Genomic DNA, 22,753 nt, shown 5'->3' on the forward strand with positions numbered 1-22,753 from the left:
GATGCGCCTCTTGGCTCATTTCCGGTAAGGGGCGATCGGTCCAGGTCGTCGGTGGCTTCACAGGGTAGGACAGTATGCGCGACAACGGGGAGTTCGACGTCGGCGGCCGAAACACCGCGGCAGTCCAACCGGCTCTGTCCCTTGAGGAGTTGGACGGCATCGTGTGCGTCCGGGACTTCGGCAGGGCGCTGACGAGACTGCGCCACCGGGCCGGACTGAGCGTGCGTGAAGTGTCGGCCGCGTCAGGTATCGCACTCAGCACGCTCAGCGGATACTTCGCCGGAACCCATCTGCCCGCCGTAGGACAGGAGTTACGTCTGAGCCGGCTCCTCACCGCCTGCCGCGTCGGCGGGTCGGAGCAGGACGGCTGGCACGAGGTGTGGCACCGGCTTCGGGACGGCACCCGGACAGCGCGCCCGCACGGCCCGGTCCTGCCGACACCGGGGGCGACGCCGCCCCAAACCCTTGGAGCGGCCGAACCATCCGCACACCTCGATCCCTTCATAACGGCCGAGCGGCACGCGCACTCCGGGCCCGTGCCGGAGCACGAGCCGGTCGACGTGCCCGCGCGCCACGCCGCCGCCCAGCCCAGCCCAGGCGGACCCACCCCCCGGACCCGGCGGACCGGGAGCGGCGGCGGCCGGGCGGGCCGGGCGATGCTGCGCAGTATCCGGCCGCCGCTCGCCCGGCTGTCGCACGAACCCGTTGTCCGGGGGCGGGACGGACTCGTCGCCCGGCTCGCGGCTGTCCTGGGCGCCGCCCGCGCCCCGCGTGTGCATGTCCTGTGCGGCCTCGCCGGAGTGGGCAAGAGCACCGTCGCTCTCGCACTGGCCCGGGCGGCCGCGGCACGCGGCGCACAGGTCTGGTGGGTGGGCGCCGACAGCGCCGCAGCCACGGCCGACGCGATGTACGCCCTCGCCGCCGAACTGGGCGCCTCCCGCAACCAGTTGGAGCACACCAGTTTGCCCGACCTGGTATGGCGGCTGCTGAGCGCCCAGCGCCGTCCCTGGCTGCTGGTCGTGGACGGCGCGGACGACACCGACGACGTGCTGGCCCCCGGCGGCGGACGGGTGGTGGACGGCACCGGCTGGGTCCGTCCGGTGCCCGGCACACAGGGCATGGTGCTGGTCACCACCCGGGACGGGCGTACCTGGCGCCGTCCGGGTCACAACGCTCCGGCCAGGGGCGCCTGGTTCGCCGCTCACCTGGTGCCGCCGCTGGCCAGCGGGGACGCCGCGCGAGTGCTGCTGGAACTGGCCCCCCGAGCGGGCGGCCCGGCCGAGGCGCTCGCCCTCGCCGAACGGCTCGGTGGTCTTCCACTGGAACTGCGGCTTGCCGGCGGCGTCCTCGCCGCCGCAGCCCGCATACCGGCCGACTTCGCCGACGCGCACACCCCCCGCACCTTCACCGCCTACGCCGCGTCGCTCGACCGGGGCGGCGACCCCACCGCCCTGGCCACGCCCCACCGGCCGGCGTCGATGGGCCGGAGCTGGCCGCTCTCCCTGAACATGCTGGAGCGTTGCGGACTGCAGGCGGCACGTCCCCTGCTGCACCTCGTCGCCTGTCTGGCCCCGGGCCCGTTCCCCTGGACGAGACTGCTGCGCCCCCACGTGCTCGCCGCATCGCCGCTCTTCCCCGGTCTGGGCGCCCTCTCCCTGTGTGAACTGATGGACGCCCTGGTCGACCTGGGCTTCGTCACCCGGCACCGCGAGGGTGACACTGAACTGCTGGCCTTGCCCTCCCCGGTGCGCCGACTCTTCCGGGACATGGCCGAGGTGCGCACGCGGCTGGCGGACTACTTCGAGCTGGTGAACCGGCTTCTGGTGGCCGCCGTCGCCGAGTACGAGGCACGTGACCCGGACACCTGGCCGGCCCTGGAGACCCTCGCGGGCCAGGAAGAGGCGGCCCTCGACCTGGTCGACGAACTAGCCGGCGACACCGGTGTCCCGACGATGCCCGAGGGCCTGCTGCTACCAGTCCGGCTCGCCTCCTGCCACCGGCGGGCGAGCGGACGCCTCCGGGAGGCCGAACGCATCTGCACCGACGCCCTGCCCAAGAGCCGCCGCCTGCTGGGCCCCGACCACCCCGACGTGCTCGCCCTGGAACACGACCTGGGCCGCATCAGACTCGGCCGGGGCGACGCGGCACGCGCCGTACGCGAACTGCGCGCCGTGCTCGACGCCCGGGTGCGCCTGCTCGGTCGGGCCGACCCTGCCACCCTCACCACCCAGCACTACCTCGCCCGGGCCCTGCTGGAACTGGGCCGAGTCCAGGAGGCGCATGTGTGGTTCGCCCGCACCCTGGCGGCCCGCACGCGCGTCCTCGGACCCGACCACCGGGACACCCTGACGAGCCGCAACAACCTGGGCCTGGTCCTGCTGGAGCAGGGCAGGCACGCCGACGCCGCAGAGATACTGCGGACCGTCCTCGCCGAACGCACGGCGCTGCTCGGCGTGGACCATCCGGCCACCCTGGTGACGCGTCAGCACCTGGCCCGGCTCACCCTGCAGACCGGAGGACGCGACTCCGCCCGGGACGCCTACCGTGAACTGGCGGACGACTGCGCACGCGTCCTCGGCCCCGCCCACCCGCGTGCGGTCAGAGCCCGCGCGGTCCTCGAGGACCTCACCGGGAAACCGGCCCTGGAGGAATCCCCTGAGAAACCCGGGCGTCCACCTCAGTCCGCCGGGTCGAACTGAAGCTCCGCCCGTTCCATCGTGAGCACGGTGCGCAGCTTCCCGCGGCCCGACGCGCCGACGAACCGCCTACGGCCCGGCGACACGGCGTGCGCCATCACCGACTCCAGATAGCGCGCCGGCAGCGTGCCCAGCTCCGCTGCGAGCGGACCCGTGAGCCCCGGCGTGTCCAGCGCCCGCGCGGCCCGTGCCGCCCAGGCTCGCGCGACGGCCAACGCCGGAGCCACCCCTGACCGTCGCACGATCCGGTACGCCGCCGCGACCTCCCGCCCCGTGGCCCCCGGCCGCAGCAGCCCGGCGAGCCGCTCCCCGCCCGGGGCACGGGCGGCCAGCAATACCGGGAGTGTGTACACGCCCTGCGGTATGTCGTGCTGCACGGGCTTGCCCCACCGCTCGGACGTGGACAGCACGTCCATGAGGTCGTCGGCGATCTGGAACACCACGCCCAGGCAGGTGCCGTACCGGGCCGCCGCGGCGGAGCCCGCGGCCTGTGGCCGGCCGCGGAGCGCGCCGAGCACGCAGGCGGCGCTGATCAGCGCGGCGGTCTTGCCCCGTACCTGGCGCAGATACTCAGCGGGCGGAACCAGCCGGTGCCGGTGGGCGGTCTCCCGTGCCTGACCGTCGCACATCTCCAGGAACGCCGCGGACCACACCCGGTGCGCCTGCGGCCCGGCGTCCGCGAGGAGCACACCCGCCGCCGCGAGCAGCCGGTCGCCGCCGACGACGGCCCCGGCGGCGAGATGGGTGCGGTGGAGCGTCGGCAGGCCGCCGCGCGTGGCCGCGTCGTCCATCAGGTCGTCGTGCACCAGGGAGGCCAGGTGAAGCAGCTCCACCGCGGCGGCCCGGAGCAGCAGTTCGGGCTCCGCTCCGGTCCCGGCGGCCCGCGCGAACGCCAGCAGCAGTCCCGGCCGCAGCCGTTTGCCGGTGCGGCGCACCGTGCTGCTCAGCGCCGCGCTGAGGGACGGCACCGGGCCGAGAGCCGCGCCCGCCAGGAGCTCCTCCAACGTCTCGGCCTGCGCCCGTGGCAGCGCCAGACACGCCAGCACCTCAGCCGGTGTGTCGCTGTCCGGCGGGGCCAGTAGGGACTGCGTCATGACGAGGCTCCCGTCGCCCCGGCGTCGAGTCCGGCACGCCGCGCCCGCCGGGCCAGCACCGTGCGCAGCCGCGCTACCGCCAGCACCGCCGCGAACCAGCCCGCCACCGCCATGGCCAGCCGGGCCGCGGAGGGCCCGGGCAGCACGGCCGCGCAGCCCAGGAGGAAGGCGAGAGTGTTGCCGAACGACCAGCCCCCGTTGCGCAGCCAGCCGGGCGGCAGCTGCCCCCGCCGTGACGGCGCCGTCAGCTCGGACCGCGACACGTCGGCGAACGGACCGGGCCCGGTGAGCAGCCGCGCCAGTCCCGCCGACGAGGCGAGCGCCAGCACGGCCGCGCCCACGGCGAGCACCGCCTGGCGGACGTCCCAGCCACGCAGCCCGAGCACCACGGCGGCCGCCAGCGTGCACCCGGCGACGCCCGCCTGCGCGGAGAGCACGAACGCGAGATACCGCCGCGGGAAGTGGAACCCGCCCTCGTGACGCGTGTGCACACCGAGCACGATCGCCGTGGTGCGCGACCCTGCGGAGCGGTCCGTGGCAATGTCCTTGAGATTGCCCACCGAGCTGTTGGTGGCGACCATGTGGAACCCGAAACCGATCACCAGCAGGCAGACGGGCAGACCCGCATGTCCGCCCCGGGCGAGCGCCACCAGCGGAAGGGGCGCGGCCATCGCCACTCCGAACAGACAGTCCCAGAGCATGGGAGAGCCCCTCCCCTGGGACTTCTGGAGGATGTTCAGCCAGGCGGTGAGCACCACGACCCCGACCAGCCCGGCCCGGGCGACCGTGCCGTCCGCGAGCGCCCACGCGGCGGCGGCCAGGACCGCGGCCTCGGTCACCGCCCACCCCGCGACCGTCGCCGGGGCCACCGCGCCGCGCACCAGCGGGCTGCGCAGCCGTGCCGGGTTCAGCCGGTCGGAGGCGAGGTCGGTGAGGTCGTTGACGTGGCAGGCGAACGCCTGGAGCAGGGTGCCCGCGCCGATCAGCACCAGCCAGCCGCCGACGCCGAGACCGGGCACGAGCAGTCCGCCCACCACGTACGGGATCCAGGTGAACACCGCGACCGGAACGCGTGACAGCGTCAGGTAGTGGGCGACGGCCCCGAGGGTGGGCGATGCCGTGGCCCGGGTCTCGGTCCAGGCGAGGTCAGCGGTCATGATCGTCCTCCGGTGGGTTGGGGCGGTGCGCCGACCGGCGCGACCTCGAAGAAGGGGACCCGGGCGGCCAGCGTGCGCCGGCCCCGGTCGAGGGCCCTGCGAACCGGGCCCGGCAGACGCCGCTCGACGGTCTGGCAGGCGGCGCCCAGGAGCACTCCGGCATGGAAGAGCGTCAGCCAGGCCAGCAGCATCCGGTGGCGCGCGCCGGGGCCGCGGCCGTAGAAGCCGGCCAGGTCGCGGCGTGCCGCAGCGAACCGGCGGCCCGCCTCGCGGGCGGCACTCAGCCCCGGGCCGACGGGCGAGACACGGCCGTCCGCGCGGTCCTCGAAGCGGTCCTCCAGGTCGTCCATGTACTGGAGGTAGGAGCCGAACGCGCGCAGGGCGGCCTCCTCCGCGGGACCGAACCCGGCGTTGACGGCGGCGAAGTAGAGGCACAGCGAGTGGTGTCCTTTGTCGCTGGTCAGCTGCTCCAGCACGGCCCGTTCCATGGGCTTCGGGCCCATCTGGGCGCGGGAGCGCCGCTGGGTCGCGAGCATCCGGACCAGGTGCGGGCGGACCGCGTCCGGGTCGGCGACCGAGGCCCAGCACCGAGCGGCCAGCTCCCCGAGGACGGTCTGCCAGACGTCGTCGGGATCGGGGGTCCGGGTACCGAGCACCACCTCCTCCAGTGGTCCGGTCCGGGCCGTGGCGCCCGGATGGTCGTAGACGTGGTCCAGCAGATGGGTGACCGTGCCCAGCAGGACTCCGAGCCGGGTGTCGTGCGGGGCCCGGCGCAAGGTCGCGTAGAGGAAGAGCAACGCGTTGATCCGATGGACGGTGTGGGTGAGGTGGCGTCGCTCCGCGAAGCTGATACGGGGGAGCAGGTGGTACAGCAACTCATGGTGCAGAAGGGCGAGTTCGTGTGCGGCGCGGGCACACTCGGCGTTGGCGGTCCGCCAGGGCAGAGCGCGGCGGTGGCGGGTCGTTGTCAACGGATCACCTCACGTCGGGTGAAGAGGGCGGACACGGTCGGCGGTCCGGCGACGCCCGGCCCCGCTGCCGGCGGGGGCCTGCGGCCGCGCACCAGCCGGGTCACTGCGGCCAGGTGCAGCCAGCAGGCCAGCCCGTCAGTGAAGCGCCGGGTGCGGCACGGCCCGTACAGTGCGGCCAACGCGGCCTCCACGCGGGACAGTTCGGCGTACAGCGCGCCCAGCGGAAGGGCGCCGCAGGTGGCCGCGGTGCGCAGCCCCGCGCGGAGGTCGACCGCCAAGTCCTCGTAGTCGTCCACGAGTTGCAGGAAGCCACCCAGCGTCAGCAGCGCCTCCCGTTGGGCCGGCGTCGGGGCGGGCTGCACCAGGCCGCCGAGCACGAGCATGCCGAGGCCGCCCTTGTGGCGCGCGTCCCGCACCAGCTCCGCCGGCCCCCGCCCGCGGTCCCCGGGCGGGCGCAGGGACGCATGCTGGGCAGCGTGCAGCCCGGGAAGGGCACCGTAGGCGACCGGATGGCGGTCGGCGGGGAGCCGGTCGCGGAGCGCGGCGAACAACGCGGCGGCCGTCTCGGCGGGGGTACGAGGCGCGTCCGGGGCGGGTGCCATGGGCTCGGCGACCAGACGGTCGAGGACCCCGAGACCGCCGCCCCCGCGGGCCTCGTCGAAGGCGTCGTCGTACAAGCGGGTGAACGCACCCGCCAGGACGGCTGTCGCCGGATCGGCCGGGCGGCCGGTGAGACGGGCGTAACGGAGCACGAGGAGGCCGCCCTTGACCGCCCAGGGCAGCAGCCGCCGGCCGAGCGACCCATCGGCGTCGCCCGGCAGCAGAGGTGCCACCGTGGACGCGTGGGCCGCGGCGAGGGCCCGGCAGTCGGCGTTCACCGCGGGAACGGTCGGCAGCAGCCGCACCGCCTGCCCGGGAACCCGTAGCGCCTCGCGCAGCGGTCGGCAGCGGCCGAGCGGCAAGGGCGGGGCTGGGGCGGCGGGGGGAACCGAGGTCCTGTCAGCGTCGTTCATACCAGTATCCGCATCGGGTGAAGTCCTTGCGTGCGCTGCGCGAGACCGCCATCAGCGCATACGTGGAGAACATGCCGCCGCGGTGGAATCCGCGGGGCGAGGCGTGCACGGTGATGTCGTCGAGCTGGCTCCAGCGGGCCCGCCCGGCCCGGACGTCCGCACGTAGCCGCTCCAAGAGGGCGACGTCCTCGTAGGCGTAGAGGTCCTGCGGGTAGCCGCCGACCGCGGCGAACCATCGGGCCCGCACGGCCAGCACGCCGAACGACATGTGCTTGACCCTGGTCAGCAGCCGCAGTGCGCCGTGCGCGCACCACCGGGTCACGGGGTCGATCTCGGCGGGCTCCAGTACGACGCGTACCCCGGCCGCGGTGAGCTTTGAGTCGGCGCCGAAGCGGGCGGCCAGGCCGGGGAGGAAGCCCAGGGGGACCCGGTAGTCGGCGTCCGTGAACACCAGCAGGTCACCGTTGGCGGCCCGCGCGCCGGCGTTGCGCGCCCGGCCCACCCCACGCTCCGGCACCGGCACCACCCGGGCGCCGTAGGCGAGGGCGAGGCCGGCGGTGGCGTCGGTGCTGCCGTTGTCCGCGACGACGAACTCACAGCTCACCGGGTAACCGAGGTCGGCGAGGCGGAGTGCGGAGTGGCGCAGTGAACCCAGCGAACGGGGCAGGAACGACTCCTCGTTCCAGGCGGGCACGATCACCGAGATCCGCCGGACGTACGGCGCGGCCCTGTCGGCGTCCGGGGCGGTCACCGGGCGCCCGCCGTACGGACGAGCATCCGATGGTGCCCGGCGAGGGGGACCACCCGGTGCAGGACGGCGGAGGCGGCCTCCAGCGGCAGCGCGAGACACGCCGCGGTGAGCGCGGCCAGCGAGCCCGCGGCCGCCACGGCCGGCCGCAGCCGGCGGCGCTGGTGCGGATGGGGCAGCACCGGCTCGAAGAGCAGCGCGGCCGAGACGGCGTACTCGCCGGGCAGATAGACCGGCCGAGAGCCGTCGACGCGCGCGCTCGGACAGGCGCGGCGCAGGGTCTCGGCGAGCGAGGTACGCGAGGGGATGTGCCGGTGGAACGGCGGCAGCAGCGGGAACCAGCGCGCCCCGTAGAGCCGGCCGGCGAGCCCGCCCGCAACCGGCACTTCCACGCACAGGGCGCCGCCCGGGGCGAGCAGCGACGACGCCCGCCGCAGCACGGCCTCCGGGTCGGGGCAGTGCTCCAGCAGATGGAACAGCGTCACGACGTCGAAGCGCTCGTCGGTTTCGAAACACGCGAAGTCGGCCTCGTGGACGGTGAGTCCGCGCGCCCGGGCCCGCGCCGCGAGCACGGGGTCGGCCTCCACACCGGAGCCGCGGACACCGTGCCGGACCACGACATGCGCGAGGAAACCGCCGGTGCCGCAGCCGACGTCCAGCACCCGGCTGCCCGGGGCGAGGACGCCGTACCGGGCCAGCCAGCGGGCGCGCGGCCGGTAGACGAGCCGCTGGACGGCGGCACTGTCCATCGCCCCGGCGGTGAACGGCGACGCGGGCTCGCACAGCACGTCCGTCACTCCGGCGCCGGTCCGCACCTGGCGGACGTGCCCACAGTGCGGGCAGGAGGCGTAGCGGCTCGGCACACCGCTGCCGAACGCCGCGTCGCGGGCAGTGAACGCCCGGCCGTCGTCAACCGGTCGACGACAGCCGGGGCACGGCTCCCACACGGTCGACGGATCGTGCCGCAGCAGAACCGGCCGGCCGGCCGACGGTCCGGCGACGAGCAGCGCGCCGAGGCGGGCCGGGCGCGCGCGGTCGGCCAGCAGCCCGCGCCACTGAGCCGCGACCAGGTCGCGGGGTCCGCAGCGGCGGAACCCGGCATGCCGGACGAGATGCCGGGCGAACCGTTGCCGGGTCGTGAGCACCAGGCTGGTGCGGGCCCTCGGCAGGGCAGACTCGACCAGCAGACGCGCGATGCCGCTCCCGCGGAACCCGGGGCGGACGTACAGACCGGCGAGTTCCTGGGTGACGCCGTCGGCATGACGGACACACAGCAGCCAGCCGCCGAGTTCACCGCGGTCGGTGACCGCGACCAGGAGCCGCCCCTGGTCGTACGCCCGGCCCAGCTCGCCGTGCGCACGCGGAGCCAGGGACGGATGCGCACGCAAGGTGCGATGCACGAGCGACAGCAGTGCCGTCCTGCCCTCGGGCAGGAGATCGCGGGCGGGTCCGACGTCGAGGGGGGAGGCGAAGGGCTGGTGTGTCATGGGGCGAAGGTCCTTCGGTCGGGGCGGGACGGCAGGCCGCCACAGGCGTCTGCGGCGCCGACGGTCCTGGAGGGGGCGGCCGGTCGGGAAGCGCGAGGCGAACTCAGGGCCACGACGGCCGGGTCGGCGAGGTGGTGCACGGCCGTCGGCCGGAGAAGGCGGGGAGCGTGTCGCTTCGTCATGAGCTCGCGCCTCGGGTCGGCGACGGGCCGTCGGTACCGCCCGGATGCCGGTCCCGGACCGTCAGGACGGTGAGACTGCGGAAGTAGCGCACTCGGTCGGCGCCGAGCAGCACGCGCTCCAGCCGGCGGTCCGGGCTGAAGCGCTCGGTGAGGCCGGCCGGCACCTCCAGTCTGCGGCGGCGCGAGCAGGCCAGCACCCGAGCGCCCGGCGCCGCCGTCCGGGCCACCTCGGACAGCAGGGTGTGCCATCCGGCGGGCGTGAGCCAGTCGGCCACGTTGGACAACGCGAAACGGTCGATGCCGCCCGGTGGTTCGTCGCGCAACATCTGCCGGACGTCGCCGTGCCGCAGCACCAGACGGTCGGCCCGGTTCGCCAGCCCGCCGTAGGCGACGGGGCCCGGACAGCACATGGGCCGGTGTGCCCCGTCGGCCACCCGGCGCAGCAGCAGTGCGGTGCGCTGCGGGGCAGTTCGGGCGAAGGGCAGCCACAGGGGACCCGCGAGCGCCGCGAGCCGGCTGACGGCTCCCTGCCAGAGGAGACCGGCGTCGATCATGTCCAGTCGCTCGTCCCAGAACTGCCGTACGGGGTCCGGCAGTCCAGGCCGGAGCACCCGGTAGGCGGCGGTCGCCGGGGTACCGCCCCGGCCGCGCGAGCCGGGGGACGCGCCGAGCAGGGCGAGATAGCGGTCGTGGGGCAGGAGGGCGACGGCCGTCCGCTTCAACTCGGTGAGGTGCAGCTGAGGAAGGGAGAGGTCCACCGCGGTGACCCGGCCCGGGGCCGCGGTGAGCAGGGAGATCGCGATGTCCCCGGCCGACGCGAGGCACAGGACGTGCTGGCCGGGTTCGACCCGCAGCGCCTCCAGGACGGTCCGGGGGTCTTCCAGGGTGGCGGAGAAGGCGATGGGCCCGAACAGGCGGTTGGCCCGGCGGTATAACCGCCGTGAGACGACGAGCCGGTCGGGCGCAGGGACTGCGGAAGGAGTCGTGTGCGGTGTCATAGCGGATCCCCGGAGTGGGTGAGTCGGCCCGCGGCGGCGGCCGCGGTGTGGGCGGCGAAGGCCGCCAGGGGGCGCGTACCGCCGTACAGGACACGGTGCCCCGCGCGTTCGACGAGTCCCCCGGCCGGGTCGCCGAGGCCGAAGAAGTCGACGTACGCCGGCCCGCTGGGGCGCAGCAGCACATTGGGCAGCAGCAGTCCGTGCCGAGTGGGACGCGGCACGACGTCAAGGCCGATCCCGTCGTCCTCGGCGACGACCTGGGCCAGCCCCAGCAGTACGGCGAGGCGGGCCCCCGCCGCGCCCGGTTCGGCCGGCACCAGGCGGGCGGTTCGCCGGCCCGCGTCCTCCTGGAGCAGGGTGGGCACGTCGCCGACGCCCAGCTCGGGGAAGTCCGCTGTGGTGAGGACGGACGGCTCCGGAGCGAAGCTCACCGTGGCACGGGTGCCGAACGCCCGGTCCACCAGCCGGTGCCGGCGGGCCACCGGTAGCCGGGGGGCGGTCCGGCGCAGCACGGCGTCCGCGGCGTCCGGGGTGAGCGCGCCGATCAGAGCGAGCGCCCGGTCGTGCCGGGACCGCAACCGCGCGGTCCGGGAGCGGTCCGGGCGGAACGGGTTGTCGCGCAGTGGGAGGCGGCGCAGCGGCTCCGCCCACAGCGGCTCGTCCGGTCGGCCGCCCGCGGTCCCGGCGCGCAGCGCCCGGCGCAGGTCGTCGACCTTCAGGAACTTGGCCACCAGCCCGTCGCCGAGCCGTCCCAGGTAGGCGGTCGAACCGGGCTGCCGGTACGGCAGCAGCACCGGGACCGCCCGTGTCCCGTGCGCCCGGATCACCACGGTGAGGCACAGCGCCCGGCCGTCCCCGGAGTCGGTCGCGGTCATGGCCGCCTCCCGGGCCCCAGTACGGAGCCCGCCGACCGCCAGCCGGGGATCGCCCGGTCCGCACCGGCCCGGGCGCTCGCCCACAACTCCCGAATCCGTGCGGCGAGGACGGCCGGCGGCGGCAGCGGATCGCCCGGCGGCAGGAACTCGTCGAGCGGCACCGGCGCGTCGGCGTAGACGTAGGGTCCCGGGTCCGAGACGGCCAGCCGCAGCCGGGCCACCGCGCGCAGCCCCGGGCGGGCTCCGAGCACCCGGGCTGCCAGCAGATGCGCGTCGCGCACCCCGTACACCATCGGCACCAGGTGCACCGACCGCCCGGACGGGTGCGCACGCCGGGCCCGGGCCAGTGACCGGACCAGATGCCCGATCCCTGGCTGCCAGGGCGCCCCGGGGTGCAGGGAGCCGCTGGGGAACACATGCACCCCCGCGCCGTCCGTGCCGATCAGCCGGGCCGCCCGCGTCAGCTGGGCGGCGTTGGCGCGGCGGGCGGCGAAGTCGTCCCGGGCCGGCCACAGCGCCCGCTCCACGGCGTCCAGAGCGCGGGCGCGGGGCCCGGCCGGAGCGGGGCCGGGCGTGTGCGGGCGGGCCAGCGGCAGCACCAGCCGGGCCAGGTTCGGACCGACTCGGGTGACGAAGTCACCGGCCAGGTAGTGGATGTCCGTCCGCGTCAGCAGGGCGTTGAACAGGGCGGGTTCAAGACCGCAGGCATGGTTGCCGAAGGCGAGGAACGGCTCGTGGCCCAGCACCCGCCAGGTTTGCGGATGGAGTTCGCAGCGGGGCCGTAGATCCCACTCCTCCAGCATCGCCCGCGAACCCGGGCCCACTCCCCAGGTGCCGATCGCGGCGTCGTAGCGCAGCAGCGCGGTGCACAGTTCGGTCACCGGCAGCACGCTCTCGACGATCCGCATACCGGTCCGCGAGAGCGGTCCGCGCCGGGTCGCCCTTTGATAGGCGTCCGCCGCTGCCCTCAGCCCGCCGCTGTGGAAGGCATCGATCAGTTCGTCCACGGCCGTTTTCACCGGTTCCCCCCGGGGGCCGTGATCACCGCAGCCGGCCCGCGTCGGAGCAGCGCGGCCAGTGGACGGGCCGGTGCGGTGGCCGGGTCCGTGCGGAGCAGGCCGGCGGCCGCCCGGCCGAGCCCGCTCAGCAAGAGGAAGACATGGGCCTCGTCCAGCAGTCGGCGGGCGGGTCGGCTGCCGTAGAGGTTGGCCAGCCCGGCCTCGGCGGCGGCGAGCCGCGCCACCAGCTCCGTCCGGTCGCAGGCACCGGTGCCGGGCAGGGTCGCGATGCCGAGCGCCGCGTCCCGGGCCCGGTCGTGGTGGTCGTCGCACAGTTGCAGCGCCGCACCCAGTTCGCCGACGGCGGCCGCCTCGGCCGCGTCCATGCCCGGCCGGGCCAGCGCGAACAGCACCACCAGTGTGGCGCCCCCCTTGCCGTAGGTGATCTCCTCCAACTCGGCGAGGGTGACGTCGGGTGCGGCCTGCCGGGCGGAACGGCACTGGTAGCGGTGGACCGCGGCGAGAGCCGAGTACAGGACATCCTCGGGCGGGCGGCCCAGACGCTGTTCGAGGGTCGAGAACAACACACCCGCGAGCGCCTCCAGCGGATCGTGCGGCGCCCAGGGCAGGCCGGCGAACAGACGTCCCGCGCGCTCGGCGAAGCCTGTCCGGCCGGGTTCGTCGAGCAGGTCGTCGTAGAGCCGCGCGAACGCGCAGCCCAGCGCGGAGACGGCCGCGTGCTCCTCGGTGAACCGCCGGCCCGCGGCCCGACAGCAGGCCGCCACCATGTGCCCGCCCTTGGCGCTCCAGGCTCGCAGCGCCGCCACCAGCCGTTCCCGATCCGGCCCCTCCGCCATCTCTGCCACCACCAGCGGCAGCACGGCCTCGTCGAAGGCCGCGCAGCAGAGTGCCGCGTCGCGCCATGCCGCACGCAGCACCGAGGGAGCGGCGTAGAGCGCACGGACTGTGGCCCGCACGGCGCCCGGCGGGCGCCGGGCCCCGTCCCCGGCGGGCCGGTTGCGGAGTTCGGGAACGTGTACGGGAAACGGGTGGCGCACGGCAGCACCTTCTCCGGGGTGTGTGCTCGGCACGGCCCCGCCCTCCCGGCCGCCGAGGCACGGGAGGTCCGGGACCCGGACCGGTCCAGGACAGCGGGCCACGCCCTCGGACGGGAAGTGCGACGATTCCCTCCGGACGCTCTCGGACGCTCTCGGACGCCCGCCCCCCGGCCCTACGCGCCCAGGTGCAGATGGGCCGCCCATAGAAGCGGATTGGCCGGATAGCGCTCCCGCAATTCCCGCTGGCTCCGGTGCAGGGCCTGCGCCGGGGTGACACCGGGCGCGGTGAGCAGCGGATAGAGGACGGCCGCCACCTTGCGCGACCAGTCGTCGCCCACGGGCCAGAGCGTGCCGATGACATGCCGGAAGCCCGCGACCTGGAGCGCGGCGGCGATGGACAGCGACTCGTCCGGCAGCCCGGCACCGCCGTACGCGCTGCGGCATGAGGAGAGACAGGCGAGATACGCGGCGGGCAGGTCGTGGCCGGACAGATCGCGTACGGAGAGCGGACCGTCGTGCAGCAGCAGCGCGCTCGCGGACGGGTCGGCGGGGTCGGTGACACTGTGACCGGCGAAGTGCACCCACCCGGCACATTGCAGGGCCTCGAGCACCGCCGCTCGCGAGGCGTCCCCGTCCAGCAGCGGGGCTGCCGCCGGGTGCCGGGCCGCTGTCAGCAGGGCGTGTACCTCTCGCGCCTCGGGCACGGCATGAGGCAACGGCTGCTCGCCGGGCGTCTCGGTGACGCCGACCGCCAGCACCGGGGGATTCGGTACGACCGTCCGGGCGACGGAGTGTCGGACGAGCCGCCGCGACGGTGTGTAGGACGAGACCACCCGGTCCAGTACGGCGGCACCGGCCTCCCGCCGCCCGGCAGCGTGCAGGGGGAGCAGCGAGAGTGGACCGGTGGGCATCCAGGTGACCCGGGGCCAGGGCGCGTCAGGGGCGGGCGGACCCGTGATGCCGAGCGCCTCCAGCACGGGCTCGGTGACCGCGGTCCATAGGGCCGCGCACACCTCGCGGAGCCGGCGGGCGGTTGACCAGTCGTCAGCCCGCACCGCGTCCAGCATGTCAGTCGCCCAGGCGACCGCGTCGTCGTGGGTGAGGGCGGTCAGCGGCACGGCGACGACCGAGCCGTCCGCACCGACGAGCAGCGCGTCGCACCGGTGCCGCGAGACGTTCACAGCGACGAGGACGCCGTCCGGCGCCGGCCCGTGGGGCGCTGGAGCGGATTCGTCGGTCATCCCGGCCAGCCGCGCCCAGGTCCGGGCCGCCTCCCTACGCGCGGCACGCGGGTCGTGCGGGTGCAGCGGGCCCGCATCCGCACCGTCCGGATCGGCCAGGGGCGGCACATCGGTGCTCAGCACCCGCCGCACCCGTTCCAGGGCGCGTGCGGTGGCAGGGTCGACGGTGGTCCGGGCCCGGTAGTCGAGGCCTTGCCCCAGCAGGACGGCACGGCCGCGCTCCAGCAGATGGAGGGCGCCCTCCGGGTCGCCGAGGGCGACGGCGACTGCCGCGGCATCCGAGCCGAGCCCGGTGAGCCGCCGTAGCTGCGCCTGCGTGCTGATCCGGGCCAGCGCACGATGCGCCACCCGAGGCAACAGCCCGATTGCCGTGCGATACGCGGCGTCCGCTGCCGCCCAGTCACCGCGCCGCACCTCGCAGGCCCCCTGGGCCTGGGCGGCGGCGGCCCGCCACAGCGGTGTGGCGCTCTCGTCGGCGGCGCAGGCCGCATACGCCCCCGCCGCCTCCGCGGAGGCCGGACCACCCGGATCGTCCTGGGCGGCCCGGTCCAGGGCGCGGGCGAGATTCAGCTGGTGCCCGGCCCGCTCGGGGCGCCCAGGCGCCGTGTCGCGCACCGCCGCCCGGGCCAGGTCCAACGCTTCGGCCAGGTCCCCGGGGTCCCCGTCACGCTCGTGACGGGCCAGCAGCGGGGCGACCAGGTTCGAGCGGAAGCCAGGCAGGTCGGCCGCGTCCTCTCCGGCCGCGCTCAGACACGCCTGGCCCACCAGGATCGCGGCCTCCAGGTCCGCACCGTTGTCGTCGGACTCGTGGCGCCGGAAATAGGCCAGGCCGAGGCTCGTGAGATGACCGGGCAGCGCGGGACGGTCCGCGGCGGCTGCCTCGACCGCGCCGCGGTGCGCCGCGATGGCCTCGTCGATGTCCCGGGGGGCGCCGCAGGCCTCGAAGCGGCGGATGAGCAGCGCCCCGAGATTGGCGTAGCGGGCCGCCAGCGCGGCGGCCCGCTCCGGCGTGTCGTCGAGGACCGCCCGCACCAGCCCGATGGCCTCGTCGAGATCACCGACCTCGCGCTGCGCCTCGAAACGCACCCGGAGCGCGTTGGCGAGGTTGTGCAGCCGAGCCGGCCGCGACGTGCTCCCCTCCGGCGTCAGCACGGCGGCCCTGCGCGCGTGACATACCGCCTCGTCAAGCTCCTCCTCGTCGCCCGTGCGGTCGAAAGACCGCAGCAGCGCCAGCCCGAGCAGGGAGGCATGACGGGCCTCCTGCCGGCCACCGGGCGCCGACGCGTCGAGGGCGAGCCGCGCCAGCCGGACCGCCTCGTCGAGGTCCCGGACGTCGCGGTACGCCTCGTACCGCAGACGCAGCACGGAGGAGAGCCGGCCGACGTGGCGGACCCGGTCGGGCCGGTCCCCGGCCAGACGCACGGCATGACGCGCGGCCAGCACCGCTCCCACCAGGTCACGCCGCGCGCCGTCCCGCAGATACCGGCGCCGCAGTGCCTCCGCGAGCCCGGCCCGCGCCCGTGCCCGCATGTCGTCCTCGCGTGCCGCCGCATGGGCCTCTCGCAACCGTCGGACGGACTCCTCCAGTGCCTCGGGGGAGTTCGTCGCCGTGTGGGCGGTGAGCAGCACCCCGGCCAGGTTGTACAGCGCGGTGGCGGCATCGCCGGTGCCCTGCGGTGCGAGGGCGACGGCCCTCCTCGCCCACCGTTCCGCGGCCGTGAGGTCCTGCGGGCGGGACCGGCGGCGGTGACGTTCACGCAGGCACGCGGCGAGGTTGGCGGCCGTCGCGAACCGCACCACGCCGTCAGGTCCGTGCCGCACCGCCCCCTGCAGTTGCCGTAACGCCTCGTCGAGCGCGTCGTCGCCACCGCCTGCCAGATGCAGGTCCACCAGAACCGCGCCCAGGTCCGACGCGATCGACGCCGCATGGGGACGGATCCCCTCGACCCCGCCCAGCGCCCGCAGCGAGTCACGGAGCAACTCGGCGGCCTCGGTGAGATCCCGCCCGGACTGCCGAGGCGCCGCGGCCCGCGCGGCGGCACGCGAGTGCAGAGCCGCCGCCAGCCGCCACTGCGTCAGTGGACGGTCGTCGTCTCCGGGGGCGAGACCGGTCAGCGCGGCCCGGCACTCCGCCACGATCCGCTCGGTGTCAGGGGCGCCCGCGCGCTGCTGCAGCGTGGCCAGCGTCGAGCGGATCGTGCTCAAGTGCGGGCTGCCCGCCGGCGCGCACGCCAATGCCTCCTGGCATACGGCGACTCCGGCGGCCGGGTCGCGCCGCGCGACGGCGACGGCGAGGTCGAGGAGTGTGACACAGCGGTCGGGATCGTTGGTGGACAGCGCGTCACAGCCCGCGCGCAGCCACCGCTCCACCTCGTCGAGCAGTCGGCCGTCCGGGGCGGCACCTCCGAGATCCACGACGGCCAGCAGCGCCAGGCCCAGATTCGTGCACGCCGTGGCATGAGCGTCGCCCTTGTCCGGGAGGGCGTTCGCGGCAGCCCGCCCGGCGTCGACCGCCAAGTCCAGCAGAGCAGCGTCCCCGGTGCCGTGATGGCCGTTCAGCGCGATGCGGGCGAGTTCGGCGAGCAACGCCTTGCGGCTCGCCCGCGGCCCGTCTCCACCCGGATCCGCCCTCGCCAGCAGTTCCAAGGCCCGGCGCATCAGAGGGGGATCCACCGGGTCGGCCCGCCCGGCGCGCAGCAGGGCGAGATAGTCGTACGCCTCCATGGAGCGAAGCGTAGGGCTGTACGGCCCGGCAGAGTGTGTGGTTGCCCTGCTACCCGGGTGGAGGCCCAGGGGCTACAGCTGGGGTGCCGGTGAGCTTCGATCCAGCGGATGGGAGGCGCCGAGTACACCATTCCCGCTGGGGTGTTGCCGACGTGTGTGATGAGACAGCGACCAAGCCCGTGGCGTAGAGGGATGTAGTCGCCGTTGATGCCGATAGCCTGCGCCAGGGGTGGCGGAGGCGCGCCCGGTCCTGGAGCGAGGTCGCCGAAAGCCGGCGCGCCCGGAGAGAGCGACTGCCCCGCATGTTGATGCGGGCCTGGGAGCCGACGGTCGCGCGGATGTCGGGCGGGCGAGTGCGGGCCAGGCATGCCCCGACTTCCAGCTGCCGCGCGCGCCTTCTCCCGCAGCTTGCCGATGCCGCCCTTGACGGTCATCCTGACCGCGTCGACCACGATCCCCCGGCTCCGGATCACGGCTCTTGTAGCCGTTTATCGTGGTCAGGAACTCGGCCGCGGGGCTGCTTCTCCGCGACGCCGAAGTTCGCCATGGTGGCGACGAGAACTGGAAGCGACAAGGCCGGGGGGCTGGCGACAGCCCGACGCCGCCGCCCGCCCCGCCGCCGTACCGGCCGCAGACGTGCCCGCGACGATCACCGAACAGCTGAGCGGACGGGAACGCGACGGGCTGCGACGGGCCGCCCGGATGATGGTGACGGAGGAGGTCGCCGCTGATCTGCTACGTGACGGTGAAAACCCTCAAGACCCACCTGAGAACGCCTGACGGAAGCAGACCGTGAGCCGGCGCAACGACGCCGTACGCCGCGCGCGTGAACTCCGGCTGCTGGGACCCTCGCGTCGTCAGCGTGGCGCGCCGATGACCGGGGTCCGTGTGGTGTGCCCTGAGATCTCGGAACAGCACCCGTGAAGGAGAGACAGGGCATGTTCGGACAATCCCAGGCGTTCAGCGGCTTCGCGGTCGACGACCTCGGCGAGGCCCGCCGGTTCTACGGTGAGACTCTCGGTCTCCGCACGGAGGAGCGGGGGGAGGGGGACATGCGGATGCTGATCCTCACGCTCGGCGGAGGCGCACGGGTCTTCGTCTATCCGAAGGAGTCGCACACCCCCGCGACCTTCACGATCCTCAACTTCCCCGTGGACGACATCGAAGCCGCTGTCGACGAGCTGGAGCGGCGCGGCGTGAGCCTTGAGCGCTATCCCGGGTTCGACCATGACGACAGAGGCATCGTCCGGCCCGGTGACGGCGGCCCCGCCGCCATCGCGTGGTTCACCGACCCCGCGGGGAACGTTCTCTCCGTACTCCAGGAGACATGAGGACAGTGGGCACGCGCGCTGTGGGAGGAGCACGCGTACCCACCGGGGAGGCATCGCCAAAACTCTGGACGGAGCGCAGGGGTTCGATGCTTACGCCCCCTCGTGGACAGGGCAAACGTTCCCTGATGCGGCACTACTGAAGTTGCATGCCTGATGTCGGTGCCCATCCGCTGGCGCTGTTGGTGTCAGGCTCGCGGGAAGCCGGTGAGGCCAGCTTCGTCAGTAGATGATCGAAACGATCTGGCACGCGGCTTCGGCGAGCCGACGATCTCCTTGCACATGGGCACGGGACAGGGCATGGGCAGGATCGATGTTCCGCGTAGACAATCGCCAGACGGTTTCAGTGTCCAGCAGCACGGCTGCGGTTGGTCGGCCGCTCGGCGCTTCGGCCAACGACCATCGGTCCGCAGTAGCAGTCGCCGTCCAAGTGCCGCCGGCGGGGCCCTCGGCGATCACCTGGACCTGCGCGCCGATTGGTGCTGACGTGCGCCGGAGCGTGTGGGATAGGGCCCGCATGAACCCTTTGCACAACCGTCGATCTCACGGACGTCGATCCGCTCGGCGGCAATTCCTCATGTCTGTTTGTCTCGCAGGCGTTGAGCAGCGCGGCGATGCCCATACGCGATGGCCGTGGGCACATCGCCCTGGCCATGTTCGCTTACGCCTGTGTCATCACCAGCGGGGGCTGCACACGATCCAGAGGGCAGCCCAGGAAGGGAACACTGAACTGAAAACGAACTCGTCCAGGCGCCGCGCGTACTGGCGTCGGGCTCGTACCATGCTTGCGGACGTTCGCAGGTGTGGGGACATCCCGAGTGACGTTGCCCGCCCGGTCGCGCTTGGTCGGCCCGCGTCACAGGCGAGGTTGCCCGGAGGCGGAGTCTTCGCGTGGAGTCGGCTGAGAGGGGCGCTGTAGGTGGGCGAGCACGGAACCGGTGATTCTCGGCTCGTCTTCGCGGCGGAACTGACCCGACTGCGTCGCAGGCTGCCGGACGTGCCGGACGAGGCGCTGGCCCGGCGGGCCAGCGCGGTGGTGCTGCCGTCCGGACGCCGGGTCACCGTTGACGCACGTCGGCTCGGCGAATGGACCAGCGGACGGTCGGTGCCCCGCCAGTTCGAGGCCGTAATGGCCCTGGTGCGCGCCGTCGAGCAGGCGACCGGTGGCGTTGCGGCCGACCGGACAGCGGTGGCGCGCTGGCAGGGCCTGTGGCGCGCCGCGCGGGAGCACCGCAGCGACCGCCTCGCCACCGGATTGCGGGAGCGCATCACCGCACGGCCGCAGGGTGTGCAGGCGCCGATCGTCATCGGGCGTCCGCCGAGCGATGCCGCCGCGTTGCGCCGGCGTCAAGAGTTCGTCGAGCGCATCGACGATGGCCTGGCGGACGATTCCGTACGGCGGATCTTGCTCACCGGTGCGGGCGGCGTCGGCAAGTCGCAGCTGGCCGCGGCGGCGTTCCACCGTGCCAAGCGGCGAAGCGGGCTTCTGCTCTGGGTGGCCGCCGACAACCGTGCTTCCGTGCTGGACGGTTATGCCCGCGCCTGGCGCGCGCTCTCGCGGGCGAGCGTCACCGGCGAGGGCGCCACGCCCGGCACCGACCCCGGCAGCGACGACGAAACGCAGGCCGACCTTTTCCTCGCCTGGCTGCGGTCGACCGCGACGTCCTGGCTCGTGGTCCTCGACGACGTCGACGACCTCGGCGAAGTGGCCGGGCTGTGGCCGGAGGGCGACGCCGGCCGGGCCGTGGTCACCACCCGTCGGCGGGACGCCGTACTGCTTCGTCCGGGCGTCCGCGTGATCCCCGTCGGTGTGTTCACCGCTGAGGAGGCCACCGGGTACCTGGCCGACCGGCTGTCGCTGGATCCGGACACTGCCGCCGGGCCGGCCGGACTCCCGGCGCACCGCCCGGAGGACCTGGTCGCCCTCACCTCGGTGCTCGGGCACTTTCCGCTCGCCCTCTCCCAGGCGGCGGCGTTCCTCATCGACACCGGCATGGACCTGCCCTCGTACCTGAACCTCCTGACCGACGAGCGGGAGAATCTCGCCGGTCTGCTCCCGTCGTCGTCCCCCGCCGACGAGCACGGCGGTACGGTGACCAGCACCCTCCAACTCGCCCTGGCGCGAGCGGAGTCACTGGCTCCGCCCGGAGCCGCTCGTGCCCTGCTCGAATTGATCTCGATGCTGGCGCCCGACGGCATTCCGGAGGGGGTCCTGCTCAGTTCAACAGCCCGCGCATGGCTCGACGGTGACCGCTGCTGCGAGCGAGGCGAACCCCCCGAGCGGGGCGCACTGACTGAGCGGGGCGCCCTCCCGCCACGCAGCAACCTGCTCGCCTTGCGTGCCCTGCACCGGTTGAGTCTCGTCACCCACCAGGAACCGTCCGGCACTGCCGTCGTCGAGGTGCACTCGCTGGTCCAGCGGGTGGTCCGCGACGGCGTACGGCCGGACCGCCGCGCGGCGATCGCGAGGGCGGCGGCCGATGCCCTGGAAGAGGTGTGGTCCGCGCCGGACTGCGCGCCCGAAAGGACGGCCGTGCTGTACCGCTGCGCCGAAGCACTGCTGGCCCACGCCGGCGACCACCTCTGGTACGACGCCGGCATGCACCCGTTGCTCCGCAGGCTGGGGACGCACCTGGCCGGCCTGGGCCGTCACGACGCGGCACGGACCATGGCGACGCAGCTCGCCGACCGGGCCCGGCGGCAACTCCCCGCCGGCCATCGGGATCTGCTCACGGTGCGCGCGCAAGTGGCCCAGGCCGAAGGCGACTTGGGGAACACGACGGAGGCTGTACGGCTGCTGGCGGACCTCCGGCGCGAGGCCGAGGACAGTCTGGGTCCGGCCGATCCGGACACGCTGTCCATACGGCTGCACGAGGCCCGCTGGCGGATGGAGACGGGGCTGATCGTAGCCGCCCTGGCCGACCTCGACGCCCTGGCCGCCGAGGCTCGGGCGGTGCTCGCCCCGCACGATTCGTTGGTGACGGCCGCCGAAGAGCATGTCGCCCTGTGCCGCGGCCTGTCCGGGGACGCTGTCGGCGCCCGCGACGCCTATACCGCACTCGCCCGGGACCTGGAGCGCAGCCTGGGGCCACGGCACCCGTCGACGCTGCGAGTCCTGTCCGACCTCAGCCGGTGGATCGGGGAGACGGGCGACGTGCGGACGGCCGTCGCCACCTACCAAAAGGCGGTCGACGGACTGGTCAGTGTTCTCGGCCGACTGCACCACGACACCCTCATCGCCCGGCACAACCTCGCCTACTGGCATGGGATCGCCGGAGACCACGACCTGGCAGTCGAGCAACTCGTCACGGCGGCCGACGACGCGGAAGCCGGGCTTGGCACAGAGCACCCCACCACCCTGACCTGCCAGACCAACCTGGCCTTCTGGCGCGGTGTCGCCGGAGACACCGTCGCGGCAGTGGAAGAACTCGGGCGGCTTCACCAGACGGTGGAGCGGGTGTTCGGCGCCGACCACCCGCGGTCCCTGCGCATCCGCCAGCAGCGGGCCGAACTGCTGTACAGCGGTGGGGACCACACCACCGCCGTAACCCAACTCACCGCCGTGCTCGCCGACATGGTCCGGGTCCAGGGCACCCACCACCCACGTACCCGCGAGACCGAGCGACTGCTGGCCGACTGGTCCCAGGAACCAACCGCCGCTCCCTAGAACCTCGCCCGACCGGGCGGACTTCGGCAGCCCGCCGGCGACGGACGGAAAGGAGCGGCCACGTCGATCGGCCCGTACAGGCCGACGAGGACGGGGCAGAGCCACGCGGTGTGATCGTGACCAGCTCGGATTCCGGGGCACAGCGGACGTCCCGCCTGGCACAGCAGCCTGCCGGAGCCGCTGTCAAGTGCCCGCACGATGCTTGGAACTCCATCTGTCGACCCGGGTTCATGCGCTGCCCTCCTGGTATCGCCCTGGTGCGGCCGGATGCCTCCCTGCCGACGGGCACGTGAGGGTGCCTCGGCAGCACCTGGATGCGGGAGAACGGCCCCGCAGGGCCGGGCCGCCGTCTCCCGCCGAAGCCGGCGGCACTCGGATCGGCCCAGGTCGGACGCCGGACAGCAGATCCCCGCTCCGGCCCGGTCCGGGAATCCGGGAGTCCCTGGTCGGACGGTGAGGCGCCGACGATCGGCGGATTCGGAGCGGCGCGGCTTCGTGCATGGTGCCCTTGGCTTC

14 protein-coding genes and 1 pseudogene are annotated in these 22,753 nt (G+C 74.2%); 3 read left to right on the forward strand and 12 right to left on the reverse strand.

The window, feature by feature from the left end; translation table 11 throughout:
- Positions 1-74 precede the first annotated feature (74 nt).
- Complete coding sequence (locus tag ACZ4Z3_RS27045) at positions 75-2,699, forward strand: tetratricopeptide repeat protein (protein ID WP_468503436.1); 2,625 nt, start codon at positions 75-77, stop codon at positions 2,697-2,699.
- Here ACZ4Z3_RS27045 and ACZ4Z3_RS27050 read toward each other — a convergent pair.
- From ACZ4Z3_RS27050 to ACZ4Z3_RS27100, 11 genes are all read right to left on the reverse strand, one after another.
- Positions 2,678-3,790 carry a polyprenyl synthetase family protein gene (locus ACZ4Z3_RS27050; RefSeq protein WP_468503437.1) on the reverse strand — a complete coding sequence of 371 codons (1,113 nt, stop codon included), beginning with the start codon at positions 3,788-3,790 and terminating at the stop codon, positions 2,678-2,680. The genes ACZ4Z3_RS27045 and ACZ4Z3_RS27050 overlap by 22 nt on opposite strands.
- The gene (locus tag ACZ4Z3_RS27055; RefSeq protein ID WP_468503438.1) at positions 3,787-4,947 is read right to left on the reverse strand and encodes a UbiA family prenyltransferase; all 1,161 of its coding nucleotides are present in this window, start codon (positions 4,945-4,947) and stop codon (positions 3,787-3,789) included. The genes ACZ4Z3_RS27050 and ACZ4Z3_RS27055 overlap by 4 nt, the downstream gene beginning before the upstream one ends.
- Positions 4,944-5,918, reverse strand: a complete 975-nt coding sequence (locus ACZ4Z3_RS27060; RefSeq protein ID WP_468503439.1) for a hypothetical protein — start codon at positions 5,916-5,918, stop codon at positions 4,944-4,946. Before ACZ4Z3_RS27060 ends, ACZ4Z3_RS27055 begins: the two co-directional genes overlap by 4 nt.
- Positions 5,915-6,931 (reverse strand): hypothetical protein, encoded by a 1,017-nt coding sequence (locus tag ACZ4Z3_RS27065; protein ID WP_468503440.1) that lies wholly within the window; start codon positions 6,929-6,931, stop codon positions 5,915-5,917. The genes ACZ4Z3_RS27060 and ACZ4Z3_RS27065 overlap by 4 nt, the downstream gene beginning before the upstream one ends.
- Positions 6,918-7,682: a glycosyltransferase gene (locus ACZ4Z3_RS27070; RefSeq protein WP_468503441.1), complete on the reverse strand. Its 765-nt coding sequence runs from the start codon at positions 7,680-7,682 to the stop codon at positions 6,918-6,920. Before ACZ4Z3_RS27070 ends, ACZ4Z3_RS27065 begins: the two co-directional genes overlap by 14 nt.
- A complete protein-coding gene (locus tag ACZ4Z3_RS27075; RefSeq protein ID WP_468503442.1) occupies positions 7,679-9,166 on the reverse strand; it encodes a GNAT family N-acetyltransferase in 1,488 nt (495 codons plus the stop codon). The genes ACZ4Z3_RS27070 and ACZ4Z3_RS27075 overlap by 4 nt, the downstream gene beginning before the upstream one ends.
- Before the next feature lie 178 nt (positions 9,167-9,344).
- Positions 9,345-10,346, reverse strand: a complete 1,002-nt coding sequence (locus tag ACZ4Z3_RS27080; RefSeq protein ID WP_468503443.1) for a DUF3419 family protein — start codon at positions 10,344-10,346, stop codon at positions 9,345-9,347.
- Positions 10,343-11,221 (reverse strand): hypothetical protein, encoded by an 879-nt coding sequence (locus ACZ4Z3_RS27085; RefSeq protein WP_468503444.1) that lies wholly within the window; start codon positions 11,219-11,221, stop codon positions 10,343-10,345. The genes ACZ4Z3_RS27080 and ACZ4Z3_RS27085 overlap by 4 nt, the downstream gene beginning before the upstream one ends.
- Positions 11,218-12,228: a hypothetical protein gene (locus tag ACZ4Z3_RS27090; protein ID WP_468503445.1), complete on the reverse strand. Its 1,011-nt coding sequence runs from the start codon at positions 12,226-12,228 to the stop codon at positions 11,218-11,220. Before ACZ4Z3_RS27090 ends, ACZ4Z3_RS27085 begins: the two co-directional genes overlap by 4 nt.
- Before the next feature lie 8 nt (positions 12,229-12,236).
- Entirely contained in the window at positions 12,237-13,277 is a 1,041-nt protein-coding gene (locus ACZ4Z3_RS27095) for a hypothetical protein (protein ID WP_468503446.1), read from the reverse strand.
- Between the two features lie 173 nt (positions 13,278-13,450).
- Positions 13,451-17,242, reverse strand: a complete 3,792-nt coding sequence (locus ACZ4Z3_RS27100) for a CHAT domain-containing protein (protein WP_468503447.1) — start codon at positions 17,240-17,242, stop codon at positions 13,451-13,453.
- A gap of 938 nt (positions 17,243-18,180) precedes the next feature.
- Between ACZ4Z3_RS27100 and ACZ4Z3_RS27105 the strand changes: the two genes are divergently transcribed.
- On the forward strand, positions 18,181-18,573 hold the full coding sequence (locus tag ACZ4Z3_RS27105) for a VOC family protein (RefSeq protein WP_468503448.1): 393 nt from the start codon (positions 18,181-18,183) through the stop codon (positions 18,571-18,573).
- 219 nt (positions 18,574-18,792) lie between these two features.
- On the opposite strand, the pseudogene ACZ4Z3_RS27110 reads toward ACZ4Z3_RS27105, so the two are convergent.
- Positions 18,793-19,092: pseudogene (locus ACZ4Z3_RS27110) on the reverse strand (maleylpyruvate isomerase family mycothiol-dependent enzyme); the annotation flags it as partial.
- Between the two features lie 397 nt (positions 19,093-19,489).
- Here ACZ4Z3_RS27110 and ACZ4Z3_RS27115 point away from each other — a divergent pair.
- Complete coding sequence (locus tag ACZ4Z3_RS27115) at positions 19,490-22,237, forward strand: tetratricopeptide repeat protein (protein WP_468503449.1); 2,748 nt, start codon at positions 19,490-19,492, stop codon at positions 22,235-22,237.
- Positions 22,238-22,753: the final 516 nt, after the last annotated feature.

The sequence above is a fragment of the Streptomyces sp. NPDC030296 genome, assembly GCF_055572815.1.

What these genes read in the sequence shown, in the direction of transcription:
- ACZ4Z3_RS27045 (WP_468503436.1), top strand. Translation starts at nt 75, where the DNA reads ATGCGCGACAACGGGGAGTTCGACGTCGGCGGCCGAAACACCGCGGCA.
- ACZ4Z3_RS27050 (WP_468503437.1), bottom strand. Translation starts at nt 3,790, where the DNA reads ATGACGCAGTCCCTACTGGCCCCGCCGGACAGCGACACACCGGCTGAG.
- ACZ4Z3_RS27055 (WP_468503438.1), bottom strand. Translation starts at nt 4,947, where the DNA reads ATGACCGCTGACCTCGCCTGGACCGAGACCCGGGCCACGGCATCGCCC.
- ACZ4Z3_RS27065 (WP_468503440.1), bottom strand. Translation starts at nt 6,931, where the DNA reads ATGAACGACGCTGACAGGACCTCGGTTCCCCCCGCCGCCCCAGCCCCG.
- ACZ4Z3_RS27075 (WP_468503442.1), bottom strand. Translation starts at nt 9,166, where the DNA reads ATGACACACCAGCCCTTCGCCTCCCCCCTCGACGTCGGACCCGCCCGC.
- ACZ4Z3_RS27080 (WP_468503443.1), bottom strand. Translation starts at nt 10,346, where the DNA reads ATGACACCGCACACGACTCCTTCCGCAGTCCCTGCGCCCGACCGGCTC.
- ACZ4Z3_RS27085 (WP_468503444.1), bottom strand. Translation starts at nt 11,221, where the DNA reads ATGACCGCGACCGACTCCGGGGACGGCCGGGCGCTGTGCCTCACCGTG.
- ACZ4Z3_RS27100 (WP_468503447.1), bottom strand. Translation starts at nt 17,242, where the DNA reads ATGGAGGCGTACGACTATCTCGCCCTGCTGCGCGCCGGGCGGGCCGAC.
- ACZ4Z3_RS27105 (WP_468503448.1), top strand. Translation starts at nt 18,181, where the DNA reads ATGTTCGGACAATCCCAGGCGTTCAGCGGCTTCGCGGTCGACGACCTC.